The sequence below is a fragment of the Streptomyces sp. NPDC020490 genome (assembly GCF_044335305.1).
Classification (GTDB): Bacteria; Actinomycetota; Actinomycetes; order Streptomycetales; family Streptomycetaceae; genus Streptomyces.
In genome coordinates, this window is record NZ_JBIRUY010000022.1 from 1 (window position 1) to 14693 (window position 14693).

Sequence of the window (14693 nt, forward strand, 5' to 3'; positions counted from 1 at the left end):
GAATGATCACGGATCCCGTGTCCGCTCTGTCATCCACCCCAACCAGCGACACTCTCACGCCAGTTGGGCGATCCCGGGAACTTGCGCAAGCCTTGCTTGCCTGCTTCTTGGAAGTCGCGGACGGGACTAGGTTGACCTTTGAGGTCCAGCTGCGGGCTCGTAGTCCTGCCTCAAGCTGTTTTCGTGCCTGCTCTGAAGCAGCATCAATCTTGACGCTGTTGAGCAGGTCGGCATCCAGCCGCTCCGCTCCGGTCCGGACTGCCCGCTGGCAACCGCGGTTGATCAGGGTCATGAGCGAGCCGATGTGTCCGGTCGTGCGGGCATAGATATAGTCCGACAGCTCATCGGCCAGCATGCCCGGAAACTTGTTCGCGAGAATCAGGCGTTTCTCCAGCCAGAGCAGCAGGCCCCGCCATTGCCGCCGAGACTGATCGTCGTTCACTGAGAACGGCGCCATCGTCAGGGGCGTGGTACGACGAGCGGTCTGAGCTAGGGTCACGTCCCCGCCCATATCCATCTCCGAGTACAGACCTCGCGCCTCCAATTCAACACCTACGAAAATCAAGGTCACGGGAAACTCGTTAGCGATGTGTTTGAAGTGGTTACTGACCTCTCGACCGTTCCGGTCCGACCACTTCAGGAAGTGGAGGTCGTCAATGATCAGGATTCGCGTCTCGCAGCCCAGGACGCAGTCAAGGGCCCGCTGCAGGAACTGCGCGGAGGTTCCCCGGAAGCGGGCCGGGTGGGCAAAGAACTCTAGGATGGAACGATTGAAGTCCTTCATGCCGATGTTACTGGTCAGACCTACCCGACACACCGGCCACCGCTCATTTCCATCCTGAGTCAGCCGCCCCAGTTCCGCGATTTCCCGACGATGGAACTCCTGAGCAAAATGCAAGACAGCAGTGGTCTTCCCAAGGCCTGGAAACGCGTCGACCGCAACTGCTCCCTTGGGCTTGTCACCATCCTGCACATTACTGTCGATGATGTCCCACAAATCGTCCTGAAGTGCATTGAGCTGCGGCGTCTTGATCGGCCCGAGATTGGCGTGCCAATCTCGCCGAAGTCGGTTGTAAGCGGCATGTGCCGGCTCGTCGAGCAGAGCGACCTGCCCAACGGTCATGAGGTCGGGCTGGATACGTTTCGGCGCCTCGGCCAGCTGGCGAAATCCTTCCTTTCGGGACAGTGTCAGGTTGTCCAGCGGCAGGCTCGCACCATTCGGCGTTCTATCGATCATGCGTCCTCCAGAGCATCCGCGTAGTAGTCGTCCTCGCCATCAGGACCGTCCGACGGACAGACAAGAACATCCAGTTCGTCGTCCTCGTCGTCATCGCCTGCTTGGGCGCCTTCGTACGGTTCGGGCTCTGGCTCCTCTTCGTCCTGCATCGTTTCCACGTTCGTGGCCATCACCTTGGCCACGGAGGGCAGCATGGCGACCTCGCTGTCAGTAGCGGGCAAGTCGATAGCCGACTGCTCACGCGCCATACGCAATGCCACGCGTCGCTCAGACCTGGTCAGGCCCAGCCCGAGATTCCAGCGCTCCAGCAGCTGAGTCAGCGCGTTCTCGTCGTCCGGATAGCGATACTTGTGCCGCGCCATCTTCCGGGCGAGCTCCAAAGCGTCCTCACTTACCGGAAAGTTCATGGCCGGAGCGTGCTCCCAGTCCAGCGTGTGCCACTTACGGGTATCAGGGCGGCGGAAGTAGACGCGGGTGATGTCGTCAGGGTCGACGTGAATAGGCCAGCGTCCTTTGGCACGGGGGGAGGTATAAGGGCTCGTCTGGTTGCGGAGGCCGTTCAGTCCCGGCCCGTTGTAGCGGCAGCCGCGGATTTCGACGCCGTAGTGCTGGATTGACCTCCAGTCAGTCTTGAGGAATTCGAATCCGAGGTCGGGATCGCGAGGGACCTCGATGTAACCAGCTCGGGCGATACCGTGATCGAACATTGCGGCCGGAGACAAATCCAGTCCTGGGATCCGAGGATCGACGAGGCCGTCGTGAGGACGCTGGTGGTAGACCAAGGCCACCCACTCCCGGATGATCGCTTCCAGTTCGTTGAGGAAGAAGAAGGCCTCGCCTTCCGGATTCACCCCCCGCCCGTAGATATCTGGTCCTTTGTATCCGGGAAGGTTCTCAAGCAACCCTTCACGAAGTGTTCGGAAGAACCGCTCAAGAGGGCCCTTGTCCCGTCCTGTACGCAGTCGGGCAGGTTGGATGGAGATGCCCAGCCGCTGGCAGACACTGGTGATGTGCTCGGACACGTAGGGCTTGCCGTGGTCCACCACGATGGTCTCAGGGACCAGGCCTGGCCCCTGAGAACCCTGTCCTGTTACACGGGCTGCGGCATCCGCCATGGGGCCCTCGATGGCATCCCGATCCAGCAGGACTGTCCGGGGAATGCCGTGGTCGGGCCAAACCGCGTCACGCGGCCAGTCCTTGCCCGCCGGACGGGGACGGTAGGTTTCAAAGAGTGTCGCGGCTACGTCAACGGACTTGGTGGATGCGGGGGTCATCCGCAATCCAGTAATACAGCGGTCGTACCAGTCCATGGCTGCCGTCAACTCCGGCTGCACCCACTTCAATGTCAACGGGTCGAGCGCGAAGACGTCCAGCCGATTCGTGTCCAGCAACAGGAACTCACCCGGTCGTGTCGGCCGCAACTTTCCGTATACGCCGACTGGCCGGGAAGCAATGTCACGGTTCCTCTGTGCGCTAAGGCGGAAAGTCGGCCGGCGTTTCTCAAGCTCGGAAAGCCATCGATACGCCGTTGCCCTGCTAGGGAGCGGCACCTCACTCTTCCCGTAGCGGGCTTCGAGGCGGGGACCAATGCTTCGGATGACTTTAGATTGGGTTGGCGTCGCGTCATCTTCGTGCTCTGCCATGCTCTCCAAGGCCATTTCCACCCACCGTGGGTCAGCTCGCCCCACTCCTGCCGAGTCGGTGGACCGCTCAGGCAAGTCACGCACCAGAGCTGCTTCACGTTCCGCCTCGAACGCGGCAATCCAGCGTCTGAGCGTCCTAACGCCAACGCCGAGTTCCTCCGCCTTGGCCCTGTAACGATCCATCTTGGGCGTGCCCGGCGTGTACTCGGGCCGTGGTTCCCCCGGGCCCGCCAACTCCGGCGTTCCGGAACGGTAGCCGTACAGCACCTCGTTAAGGTGCGCCGCCCGCTCGCGAATCGTCTCCAGCTCGGAATCCTCGAGCAGGGCAAGAGTTACCGAAGCTGTTTCGCCCGGATCTTCTGAGGAGGGCCCTGGGTTTTCCGCAATGACACGGGCACGGCCCGAGGCCAGCACCTCTCTTAGGGAGAGTCGGAACCTGCGACCGCGTCCGTCCTTGACCAGGATCTCGTTGCCACGGGAAGAGCCAAACATCTCCACCACCGTGACGACTTCACCGTCGTAGTGAAACCGTGTCCCCACCCCTACACGTGCTGCACCCTGTCCGCTTCTCCGTTTGCCACCCAAGTCATCGACTTGGTTCGACACGGCGGCTTCTCGGTCATCCTGTTCTGGATCGTGGATTGGATCAGGCATCACACTCACCCCTGCACCTACAAGAGTTGCCGCTTTCCCGCTCAGTACACTCCGTTCGGACAGAATCCCATCAAAGTCAGTAGAGAGATGCTGCGACCAAAGAAGGTGGAAGATGCTGGCACGCACAAGCTCTTTGGGCCAGTTCGGGAATGAGTGAAATGCATCACCCAGAGTCGCTCCTTCTAGGTCCGCACCGCGGATTTCTTGCAGCAGTTCCGCACGGAACAGCCAGTCGCACCTATATCCGGCAAGGAATCGCAGATTAGCCCGCTCATCATGCGGCGGTTCACACCATACTTGATACTCCCAACCCCAGGACTCGACCACCTCTCGAGCCCACCCAAGCGAAAATGACACTTTCGGTCGGGTCAGCAACTCGCGCGGCTTGACATCAACCACCATAGGCACCGAGTCGTCGCGCAGCAGCAAGAAATCAGGCACATGCCGTCGCCGGACCTTATCGATCTCCGCCGTAATCAAAAATGGCTGAGCGTGAATCGACCTAACTTCAGGCGAGAAATCTGCATAGATCAGGCGCGTCAGCTCCAGCCGTGATTCATAAATCACGTGAGCACGCATGGTTGAGGACCAGTAGAAACCCGAGTAATGCTTCTGGCCGTAATACCAGCGGAACGTGCGCCACGGAACCAACGATTCCATTCTTTCAATGTCCGTATACGGCCATGGCGCCGCCGCAAGCTCACCGTCACTCCGGCGTACCGTCAACGAGACAGAGTCGACCGCAATGCTCACACGTCCCCCAGCAACTCATGTGCTGGCCTCATAGCATGGTGCCGTCAGGCCGTCCCTCCGACGGTTACATGGGGGCAGGCAGACACACAGAGGGGGCCGCAGGGTTCATACTCATGAGCGATGCCTCGAACGACTGTCCGTCTCATTTAGTTGGCCAGTTGGCCAGACAGTGGCCAACTGGAATGAGAATTGGTCACTCATTTTGAGAACCTACACGGGCGGAGCAGGTCAGCCGGTCCTCCGGATGAGCGCCAGGTACATGGCGTCGGTGCCGTGCCGGTGCGGCCACAGCTGCACGTCGGGACCGGCGCCGAGGTCCAGCACGCCGGGCAGCAGCGGGCGGGCGTCCACGAGTTCGGCGTCGGGGTGCTGCTTGACCACGTCGTCGACGACGGCCCTGGTCTCCGCGAGGTGCGGGGAGCAGGTGGCGTAGCCGACGATCCCGCCGACGCGCACGGAGTCCAGCGCGGTGTGCAGCAGGGCGCGCTGCAGCGGCGCGAACCCGTCCAGGTCCTCGGGACGGCGACGCCAGCGTGCCTCGGGCCGCCGCCTGAGGGCGCCGAGACCGGTGCAGGGCACGTCCATCAGCACGCGGTCGAAGGAGCCGGAACGCCACGGCGGCCGGGTCCCGTCCGCGGCGATGACCTGGTACGGCCCCGGGTTGCCGCGCAGCGCCCTGGCCACCAGCCCCGCCCGGTGCGGCTGCTTCTCGGCGGCGAGCAGCACGGCCCCGCGCTCGGCGGCGAGCGCTCCGAGCAGCGCGGCCTTGCCGCCGGGCCCGGCGCACCCGTCGAGCCACTTCTCGTCCCGCCCCTCCAGCGGCGCGTTGGCCAGGGCGAGCGCGACGAGCTGGCTGCCCTCGTCCTGCACGCCCGCACGGCCCTCCCGTACGGCCTCGATCGCGCCGGGCTCGCCGCCCTCGGCCAGCCGTACGGCGTACGGCGACCAGCGCCCCGGCACGGCGGCCTCCTCCCGGAGCAGTTCCTCGGTCGTGGCCCGGCCGGGACGCGCCACCAGGGTCACCTCGGGCCGCTCGTTGTCGGCCTCCAGCAGTTCCTCGATGCCGGCCCGGCCGCCGCCGAGCGAGTCCCAGAGCGCGGAGACGACCCAGCGCGGGTGCGAGTGCACGACGGCGAGGTGGTCCTCGGGGTCCTCGTCGTAGGGCGGGGCGACCTTCTCGATCCACCCGGCGAGGTCGTCCTGGGCGACCTTGCGCAGCACGGCGTTGACGAACTTGGCACGCCCGTCGCCGAGCACCACGCGGGCGAGCTCGACGGAGGCGGAGACGGCGGCGTGGGTGGGGATCCGCGTCCCGAGCAGCTGGTGCACGCCGAGACTAAGCACGTCGAGCACCGGCGGGTCGACCTCCCTGAGGGGCCGGTCCACGCAGGCGGCGATGATCGCGTCGTACGTCCCCTGCCGGCGCAGCGTGCCGTACACCAGCTCGGTCGCGAGCGCCGCGTCCCGCCCGTCGAACCGGTCGGGCCCCTCCTTCTCCCGCGCCTTGCGCAGCAGGGGCGGCAGGACGAGGTTGGCGTACGCGTCCCGCTCGTCCACGGCCCTGAGCGCCTCGAAGGCGAGCATGCGGACGGGGTCCTTCTTGGGCCGGCGGTAGGGCTTGCGGGGGCGGCGGGGCTGGTCGCTCACGAAAAAGGTGCTCCGGATGTCAGGCGGGGATACCCACCAAGGGTACGTCGGCCCCGCCTCCGTGCCTCGCTCCGGCCCTCGCCTTCCCCGGCCTCCCCGGCCTTCCCCCGCCCTGTTCCCCTCGCGTTTGCCCGCCGTTGCCCGCCTTCGTGCCAGGGCCTCTCCGGCGGACCGGGTCGGAGGAAACCGGCGGCGCCCTGCAGCCCGGGTGAGCGGGGTCTGGTGCCCGGCATGATCCGCCGGACAGCCCTAGCCGCCGAGGGTCTCGCCGTCGGCGATGCGCACGCCGCGCGCCCAGTCCGCGGCCCGCATCGGCTTCTTGCCCTGCGCCTGCACCCACAGCAGCTCTACGGCGTAGGAACCGGTACCGACGTGGACGCTGTTCTTGCCGACGGCCGGCTGTCCCGGGGCGAGGTCGGTGCGCTCCGGCACCGGCGTGACCTGGACGATCTTCAGCCGCTCGCCGCGGAACGTGGTCCAGGCGCCGGGCGCGGGGGTGCATCCGCGCACGACCCGGTCGACCCTGAGCGCCGGGGCGGCCCAGTCGATCCGGGCGTCCTCGACGGTGATCTTCGGGGCGAGGGAGACGCCCTCCGCGGGCTGCGGTACGGCCTTCAGGGTGCCGTCCTCGATGCCGTCCATGGTCGCGGTGAGCAGTCCCGCCCCGGCGAGGGCGAGCCGGGTCAGCAGGTCGCCGCTGGTGTCGGTGGGCCGGACCTCCTCGGTGACCGTCCCGTAGACGGGCCCGGAGTCGAGGCCCTCCTCGATGAGGAAGGTGGAGGCCCCGGTGATCTCGTCCCCGGCCATGACGGCGTGCTGCACGGGCGCTGCCCCCCGCCAGGCGGGCAGCAGCGAGAAGTGCAGGTTGACCCAGCCGTGCACGGGGATGTCGAGCGCGACGCGCGGCAGCAGGGCCCCGTAGGCGACGACGGGGCAGCAGTCCGGCCCGATCTCGCGCAGCCGCTCCAGGAATCCGGGATCCCTCGGCTTGGCCGGCTTCAGCACCTCGATGCCCGCCTCCGCCGCCCGTTCGGCGACGGGGGACGCCACCAGCCTGCGCCCCCGCCCGGCCGGCGCGTCGGGCCGCGTGACGACGGCGGCCACCTCGTGCCGCCCGGAGTTGATCAGGGCGTCCAGAGCGGGAACGGCGACCTCGGGGGTACCGGCGAAGACGAGCTTCATGGGTGGGCTGGGGCCTCTCCGGGCGGTGACGACGGCGGTCCCCAAGTCTATGGCCACCACCGTGGCCCGCCGCCGAGGAGGCCCGCCCGCACGGAGCCGCCCCCCGGCCGCGGCGCCCCCGGCCCCGGCGCCGTCACGGGGGCGTACGCACACGCCCGTACGCCCCCGATGCGTGACCTGCGGCGCTGATCGGCGTTGGTCAAGGAAGAGTTGACCCCCAAGGGCCGCACATCGCGCTGCCCGATCCCTTTCAACGCCGGTTCGAGAGGCTTGTTCATGGCCGACCACGCAACTCACGACGCCCAGGCTCGGGCCAGCCTGCAATTGCTGGTGCGGGACATCGAGCGGGTCCGCCGGCAGGTGGACGCACTGCGCACGCTCACCGCCCAGTTGGGCAACGTCTACCGCCCGCGCCGCTCCGGCCCCGCCACGGGCTTCGTCGTCTACGGGCGTGCCCCCGCCCCGACGGTCCGCCTCGCGCAGGAACTCCGCGACAGCGTCGAGACCCTGGTCACGGCCGCGGTGGACTTCGACCGCTCACTCGGCTTCTCGTGGGACGCGGTGGGCTCCGCGCTCGGCGTCACCAAGCAGGCGGTGCACCGCCGTTACGGTGCGCGCCGCGCGGGAGCCCAGGCGTCCCCCGAGGCCGAGCGGCCCACCGAGCCGTCCGGCAGCCGGACGGTCGGCGTCAACTCCGGCATCCCGACGGTCCCCGCCGCCCGTTCCATGCCGTCGCAGCCCACGGCGGGCAGCCCCGGCCTGCGCGACGACGCCAGGCCGACGGCCTTCCCCGGCCCGCGCAACGGCTGAGCCGCCGTCCACTCCCCTCCCCCGGCCCTCCCGGCACCCCGGGGGAGGGCGGCTGTCCCGGCCGGGACCGCACCGGCTCCGGCCCGACTCGGCGCCTCTGCCCGCCCCGGCTCCCCGGCCGAGCCCCGCCCGGTGCCGGGCCCGGGCCGGGCCCTGCCCGGACCCGCCCGTCACCCGATGTCCGGCGGATCGATCCGGATCCGTACCGGCGCCTCCGTGCCACCCCGCGCCATCCGTGCCGCCTGCGCGGCCTTCAGGGCGGAGGCCAGGGCGGACCCGCTGCCCGGCGGCACCCTGACGAGCGCGCGCTCCCAGTGCTCACCGGGAGGCGGCGCGCCCGTCCTGCGGGGACGTCCGGGAGCCGTGACCGGCAGCGGCACCGGCCCCAACACCTCCGCCTCGGGCGGCAGCCGCACCGTGGCCAGGAAGTCCGCGACCGCCTCCGGCACCCCCGACACGGCCGCCATCCGCGACACCGGCGGGAAGCCCAGCTCGGCCCGCTCGGCGAGCTCCCGCACCGCGTGCCCGACCGGGTCCCAGCGCACCAGTGCCTGCACGGGCCGGAGCGTCGGCTCGGCGACCACCACGACCGTCCCCCCGGCGCCGTGCGGACGGACGAGCGCCGCCGCCCCGATCCACCGCCGGAGCGCGTCCTCGCCGGCCCGCAGATCGGGCCGCCCGAGCATCGCCCAGCCGTCCAGCAGCAGCGCCGCCGCATAGCCGCCCTCGGCGACCGGCTCGGCCCCCGGCGTGCTCACCACCAGCGCGGGCGTGTCCGGGACGGTGTCGAGCACCTGCTCACGGCCCGAGGTGCGCACCGGCACCGCCGGGAACGCCCGCCCCAGCTCCTCGGCGGTCCGCCGCGCCCCCACCACCTGGGCCCGCAGCCGGAACGACCCGCACTCCGGACAGTGCCAGGCGCCCTCCGCCCGCCCGCACCACCCGCACCGCAGCGCCGCCCCCGGCTCCTGCCCCTCCAGCGGTCCGGAGCAGTGCCGGCACCGCGCGGGCGCCCGGCATCCGGCGCACGCCATCCGCGGCACGTATCCCCGCCGCGGCACCTGCACCAGCACCGGCCCGTGCCGCAGGCCCTCCCTGACGGCCTGCCAGGCGAGCGTCGGCAGCCGGGCGGCGCGCGCGGCCTCGTCCCGGGCGAGGTCCCCGTCGCCGACGGTCCGCACCAGCGGCGCCGCGGCCCGCACCTGCTCGCGCGCGGCGACCAGCGGCCGGGCCCAGCCCGTCTCGACGAGCTGCGCGGCCTCCACGGTGCAGCTCCAACTGCCCAGCAGGAAGCCGCACTTGTCGTGCGCGGCCCGCAGCAGCAGCACCTCCCGCGCATGCGGCTGCGGCGCGTGCGGCTCACTGTGGCTGTCGTCGCCGTCGTCCCAGACGGCGACCAGGCCGAGGTCCCGCACCGGCGCGAACATCGCGGCCCGCGTGCCCACGACGGCCCGCACGGAGCCCCGCCGCACGGCCAGCCACTCCCGGTAGCGCTTCTCGGGCCCGGCGTCGGCGGTGAGCACCGCGTGCCGCCCCGCACCCAGCAGCGCGGTCAGCGCCGCGTCGACCCGTGCGACCGCCCGCCCGTCGGGCAGCACGACGAGGGCCCCCCGCCCGGACGCCAGCGTCGCCGCCACGGCCCTCGCCAGCTCCTCGCTCCACTCAGGCCCGGGCAGCGCGTTCCACACGGCGCGCGGTGACCCCCCGGAGGCCAGCGAGCGGAGGAACCCCGCCCCCCGCTCGTAGCGCGTCCACGATCCCGCCTCCGGCGGGCCGGGCGGCGGCAGCGGCTCGGGCGACGGCCGCTGCTCGGCCCGCGCGCTGCGCGGCGGCACGGCGAGCTGCAGCACGTCGGCGAGGCTCCCGGCGTACCGGTCGGCGACGGCCCGGGCGAGCCCGAGCAGTTCCTCGCTGAGCACCCGCTCCGGCGAGACGACCTGGGCCAGCGCGGCGAGCGGCCCTGAGTAGTCGGACTCGGCGCGCCGCTCGACGAGGAACCCGTCGATCAGCCCGCCGCCCTCGCGCCGGCCCTCCCGCACCCGGTGCCGCCCGGCCCCGAACCGCACCCGCACCCGCACCCCGGGCTGCGCGTCGGCGTCCAGCTCCTCGGGCACGGCGTAGTCGAAGTAGCGGTCGAGATGCAGCACGCCCTTGTCGACCAGCACCCGCGCGACGGGCAGCTCCCCGGCCAGCGCGGCCCCCCGCCACGTCCGCGGCTTGGCCCGCGGTTCCCTGGCCCGGCGCACGCTCTCGCGGATGAGCGCGAGCTGCTCGGGCGGCGCCGACCGCGCCTCGTCGCCCTGCCCGTTCTCGCTGCTCACGCTTGCATTCTTACCAAACGGCACTGACATCCGCCGCGCGCCCAGGACGCCCGGGAAGCCCGGGAAGCCCGGGAAGCCCGGCGGCCACCGTCGCCGCGGCCGGCGTCGTGCCGCCCAGGACGCCGCGGGCCGGCGCCGTGCCCGCCCCGGACACCGCGAGCCGGCGTCACACCCCGCCCCGGGGCATGAAGAAGCCCCCGCGCTCCGCAGGAGCTCGGGGGCACTCCAGGTGTGCGTGGGCCGTTACAGGCCGGCGGCCTGCCGCAGCGCGTCCACGCGGTCCGTCTTCTCCCAGGTGAAGTCCGGCAGCTCACGGCCGAAGTGACCGTACGCCGCGGTCTGGGCGTAGATCGGGCGGAGCAGGTCGAGGTCGCGGATGATCGCGGCGGGGCGAAGGTCGAAGACCTCGTCGATGGCCTTCTCGATCTTCTCGTGGTCGATCTTGGCGGTGCCGAAGGTCTCGACGAACAGGCCGACGGGCTCGGCCTTGCCGATCGCGTACGCGACCTGGACCTCGCAGCGGGAGGCCAGGCCGGCCGCCACGACGTTCTTCGCCACCCAGCGCATCGCGTACGCGGCCGAGCGGTCCACCTTGGACGGGTCCTTGCCCGAGAAGGCGCCGCCGCCGTGGCGGGCCATGCCACCGTACGTGTCGATGATGATCTTGCGGCCGGTGAGGCCGGCGTCGCCCATCGGGCCGCCGATCTCGAAGCGGCCGGTCGGGTTGACCAGCAGGCGGTAGTTCTCGGTGTCGAGCTTGATGCCGTCGTCCAGCAGCGCCTTCAGCTCGGGCTCGACGACGAACTCGCGGATGTCGGGCGCCAGCAGGGAGTCCAGGTCGATGTCGCTCGCGTGCTGCGAGGAGACCACGACCGTGTCCAGGCGGACCGCCTTGTCGCCGTCGTACTCGATGGTGACCTGCGTCTTGCCGTCCGGGCGCAGGTAGGGGATGGTGCCGTTCTTGCGGACGTCGGACAGGCGCTTCGACAGACGGTGCGCCAGGAAGATCGGCAGCGGCATCAGGGTCGGCGTCTCGTCGCTCGCGTAGCCGAACATCAGGCCCTGGTCGCCGGCGCCCTGGCGGTCCAGCTCGTCGTCGTCGCCCTCGACACGGGTCTCGTACGCCGTGTCGACGCCCTGCGCGATGTCCGGGGACTGGGCGCCGATGGACACCGAGACGCCGCAGGAGGCGCCGTCGAAGCCCTTCTTGGAGGAGTCGTAACCGATCTCGAGGATCTTGTTGCGGACGAGGGTCGCGATGTCCGCGTAGGTCTTGGTCGTGACCTCTCCGGCCACGTGCACCAGGCCGGTGGTGATCAGCGTCTCGACGGCGACCCGGGAGGTCGGGTCCTCGCGCAGGAGCGCGTCGAGAATGGTGTCGCTGATCTGGTCAGCGATCTTGTCGGGGTGACCCTCGGTCACGGACTCCGAGGTGAACAGGCGACGGGACACAACGCTCCCTGGGGTTGCAGCGGCTGCTGGCTGATCATTGGCGGACGGGCTCGGGGGCTGCGCCCGGCGTCGTCCGAGAACAGTTTATCTGTCACACCTGGCCACCGGCCCCCCTGTCTCGCCTCTCGGGAGCGCTGTGACCTGCGGCACGGGCATTCTGCCCAATCACCGGGGGCTTGGCCAGGGTCGCCGCGTCCCCCGAGTGCGTGGTTCGAACGGGCCGGGAAGTGAATCAAGCACTCAGTGCAGGCGCTGCGCCACCAGGTCCCACACGATTTCGGCCAGGGCCTCCTTGGGGCCGTACGGCACGGGTGTCTCGCTGCCGTCGGCGCCGAGCACCACGGCCTCGTTCTCCTCGGAACCGAAGGTCTTCCGCTCGCCCACCTCGTTCACCACGAGCAGGTCGCAGCCCTTGCGGACCAGCTTGGCGCGGCCGTTGGCCAGCACGTCGTCGGTCTCCGCGGCGAAGCCGACGATCACCTGTCCGGGCCGCACCCGGTCGGCGGACACCTCCGCGAGAATGTCCGGATTCCGTACCAGGACGACGGGCTCGGGGTCCCGGCCGTCCCGCTTCTTTATCTTCCCGGCCGCGTACTGAGCCGGGCGGAAGTCGGCGACCGCGGCGGCCATGGCGACGGCGTCGGCGTCCGCCGCCGCCTTCAGCACCGCCTCGCGCAGCTGCACCGCGGTGCCGGCCCGGACGACGTCCACGCCCGCCGGGTCGGGCAGGTTGGTGTTGGCCGCGACGAGCGTGACCCGGGCGCCGCGCGCGGCGGCGGTGCGGGCCAGGGCGTAGCCCTGCTTGCCGGAGGAGCGGTTGCCGAGGAAGCGGACCGGGTCGAGGGGCTCGCGGGTGCCGCCCGCGCTGACCACCACGTGCCGGCCGGCGAGGTCCGGCTCCCGCACTCCCCTGGCGAGCACGCGGCGGCAGACCTCGAAGATCTCGGCCGGGTCGGGCAGCCGTCCCTTGCCGGTGTCGGCGCCGGTCAGCCGGCCGACGGCCGGCTCGATGACGACGGCGCCGCGGCGGCGCAGTGTCGCCACGTTCTCCTGGGTGGCCGGGTGCTCCCACATCTCGGTGTGCATCGCCGGGGCGAAGACGACCGGGCAGCGTGCCGTGAGGAGGGTGTTGGTGAGCAGGTCGTCGGCGAGGCCGTGGGCCGCCCGGGCGAGCGTGTCGGCGGTGGCGGGGGCGACGACCACCAGATCGGCCTGCTGGCCGATGCGCACGTGGGGCACCTCGTGCACGTCGTCCCAGACCTCGGTGGCGACGGGGTGTCCGGACAGCGCGGACCAGGTCGCGGCGCCGACGAAGTGCAGCGCGGAGGCGGTGGGCACGACGCGCACGTCGTGTCCCGACTCCGTCAGCCTCCGCAGCAGCTCACAGGCCTTGTACGCGGCGATGCCGCCGCTGACCCCCAGAACGACCTTCGGCTTGTCCACCGTCTCTCCCCGGCCTCGGAAACGTACGCCTTACATGCTGCATCACCGCGGGAACGGACCCCGCTCCCCCGAGCAGACCACAGGCCCGGCGGACGTGCCGCCGGGCCTGTGGAAAAGCCAACCGCGAAGCTGCTGATATTACTGCGCCGGGCCTTCGATGGCCTCGGACGTCAGCAGACCCGCGTTGATCTCGCGCAGGGCGATCGAGAGCGGCTTCTCGTGCACGTGGGTGTCGACGAGCGGACCGACGTACTCGAGGAGGCCCTCGCCGAGCTGCGAGTAGTACGCGTTGATCTGGCGGGCCCGCTTGGCCGCGTAGATCACGAGGCTGTACTTCGAGTCGGTGGCCTCGAGGAGCTCGTCGATCGGCGGGTTGATGATGCCCTCGGGCGCGGAGATGGAAGAGGACACGCTCTACCTTCCGATGGGTGGGAAAGAAATGTGCGGTGACCGGTGCCGGTCAGACCACATCCATCAAGGCTAGCAGCTCGCGCGCCACGTCCTCGACGGAGGTGTTGACCAGGGTCGTGTCGAACTCCGGCTCGGCCGCCAGCTCGATCTTCGCGGCGGACAGCCGGCGCTCGATCACCTCGGGCGGCTCGGTGCCCCGCCCGGTGAGTCTGCGCACCAGCTCCTCCCAGGAGGGAGGAGCCAGGAACACCAGCCGGCCCTCGGGCATGGTCTCGCGGACCTGCCGGGCGCCCTGGAGATCGATCTCCAGCAGGACCGGGACCCCGGACTCCAGGTGCTCCAGCACGGCCGCGCGCGGCGTGCCGTAACGGTTGCCGGCGAACTCGGCCCACTCCAGCAGCTCGCCGTTGGCGATCAGCTTGTCCATCTCCTCGTCGGTGACGAAGAAGTAGTGGACTCCGTGCTGCTCGCCGGGGCGGGGCTTGCGGGTCGTCGCCGACACCGAGAGCCAGACCTCGGGGTGTTCCTTGCGCATATGGGCGACGACCGTGCTCTTGCCGACCCCTGAGGGGCCGGAGAGCACGGTCAGCCGCGGACGTTCGCTCATGCAGCGATTATTCCAGCACTCCCGGGGTGCCCGGGACGCCAGGTTCGCAGCACCCGGACTCAGGAGCCGGTGCTGCCGAACTCGCGCTCCAGGGAGGCGATCTGGTTGGACCCGAGACCCCGCACGCGGCGGCTCTCGGAGATGCCGAGTCGCTCCATGATCTGCTTGGCGCGGACCTTGCCCACGCCCGGGAGGGACTCGAGCAGGGCGGAGACCTTCATCTTGCCGATGACGTCGTTCTCCTGGCCCTGCTTGATGACCTCGTGCAGGGAGGCGCCGGAGTGCTTGAGTCGATTCTTGACCTCGGCCCGCTCCCGGCGAGCCGCGGCGGCCTTTTCGAGCGCGGCTGCGCGCTGTTCAGGGGTAAGGGGCGGAAGAGCCACGCCTACGTCACCTCGGATGTCGAACTGTCGGATACGGACCGGTGAGGAACCTAGTCGCCCCACACCTGGGGAGCCGCGAGCAACACGCTGCCCGTTCTCCCCCACTGGCTGGAGGGCGTGGGAGCTGCCCTCACTCGTCGGAGACTAGCG

At 70.0% G+C, this 14693-nt stretch carries 11 protein-coding genes; 1 reads left to right on the plus strand and 10 read right to left on the minus strand.

The genetic code is table 11. The annotated features are described in order from the left end of the window. The 4 genes from ACH4ZX_RS22550 to fmt form a co-directional block, all read right to left on the minus strand. On the minus strand, nucleotides 1–1237 hold a 1237-nt coding region (locus tag ACH4ZX_RS22550; protein WP_398275507.1), incomplete at its 3' end, for a TniB family NTP-binding protein. Continuing rightward, the gene (locus ACH4ZX_RS22555; protein ID WP_398275510.1) at nucleotides 1234–4194 is read right to left on the minus strand and encodes a TnsA-like heteromeric transposase endonuclease subunit; all 2961 of its coding nucleotides are present in this window, start codon (nucleotides 4192–4194) and stop codon (nucleotides 1234–1236) included. The genes ACH4ZX_RS22555 and ACH4ZX_RS22550, both read right to left, overlap by 4 nt. Nucleotides 4195–4515: 321 nt before the next feature. After that, a complete protein-coding gene (locus ACH4ZX_RS22560) occupies nucleotides 4516–5934 on the minus strand; it encodes an RsmB/NOP family class I SAM-dependent RNA methyltransferase (RefSeq protein WP_398275513.1) in 1419 nt (472 codons plus the stop codon). 249 nt (nucleotides 5935–6183) lie between these two features. Then, entirely contained in the window at nucleotides 6184–7116 is a 933-nt protein-coding gene (gene fmt, locus ACH4ZX_RS22565; protein WP_398275516.1) for a methionyl-tRNA formyltransferase, read from the minus strand. 276 nt (nucleotides 7117–7392) lie between these two features. On the opposite strand from fmt, the gene ACH4ZX_RS22570 reads away from it, so the two are divergent. Then, nucleotides 7393–7926: a hypothetical protein gene (locus ACH4ZX_RS22570; protein WP_324788600.1), complete on the plus strand. Its 534-nt coding sequence runs from the start codon at nucleotides 7393–7395 to the stop codon at nucleotides 7924–7926. A 170-nt stretch (nucleotides 7927–8096) separates the two neighbouring features. Here ACH4ZX_RS22570 and ACH4ZX_RS22575 read toward each other — a convergent pair whose 3' ends face one another. From ACH4ZX_RS22575 to ACH4ZX_RS22600, 6 genes are all read right to left on the minus strand, one after another. Beyond that, complete coding sequence (locus ACH4ZX_RS22575; protein WP_398275519.1) at nucleotides 8097–10247, minus strand: primosomal protein N'; 2151 nt, start codon at nucleotides 10245–10247, stop codon at nucleotides 8097–8099. A 243-nt stretch (nucleotides 10248–10490) separates the two neighbouring features. Continuing rightward, a complete protein-coding gene (gene metK / locus ACH4ZX_RS22580) occupies nucleotides 10491–11699 on the minus strand; it encodes a methionine adenosyltransferase (protein ID WP_398275522.1) in 1209 nt (402 codons plus the stop codon). A gap of 240 nt (nucleotides 11700–11939) precedes the next feature. Then, the gene (coaBC, locus tag ACH4ZX_RS22585; RefSeq protein ID WP_398275525.1) at nucleotides 11940–13142 is read right to left on the minus strand and encodes a bifunctional phosphopantothenoylcysteine decarboxylase/phosphopantothenate--cysteine ligase CoaBC; all 1203 of its coding nucleotides are present in this window, start codon (nucleotides 13140–13142) and stop codon (nucleotides 11940–11942) included. Between the two features lie 138 nt (nucleotides 13143–13280). Then, nucleotides 13281–13553 carry a DNA-directed RNA polymerase subunit omega gene (gene rpoZ, locus ACH4ZX_RS22590; protein ID WP_003977348.1) on the minus strand — a complete coding sequence of 91 codons (273 nt, stop codon included), beginning with the start codon at nucleotides 13551–13553 and terminating at the stop codon, nucleotides 13281–13283. A 49-nt stretch (nucleotides 13554–13602) separates the two neighbouring features. Then, on the minus strand, nucleotides 13603–14160 hold the full coding sequence (gene gmk, locus ACH4ZX_RS22595) for a guanylate kinase (protein ID WP_324788604.1): 558 nt from the start codon (nucleotides 14158–14160) through the stop codon (nucleotides 13603–13605). A 59-nt stretch (nucleotides 14161–14219) separates the two neighbouring features. Next, the gene (locus ACH4ZX_RS22600) at nucleotides 14220–14543 is read right to left on the minus strand and encodes an integration host factor (protein ID WP_003977346.1); all 324 of its coding nucleotides are present in this window, start codon (nucleotides 14541–14543) and stop codon (nucleotides 14220–14222) included. Between the last annotated feature and the right edge of the window lie 150 nt (nucleotides 14544–14693).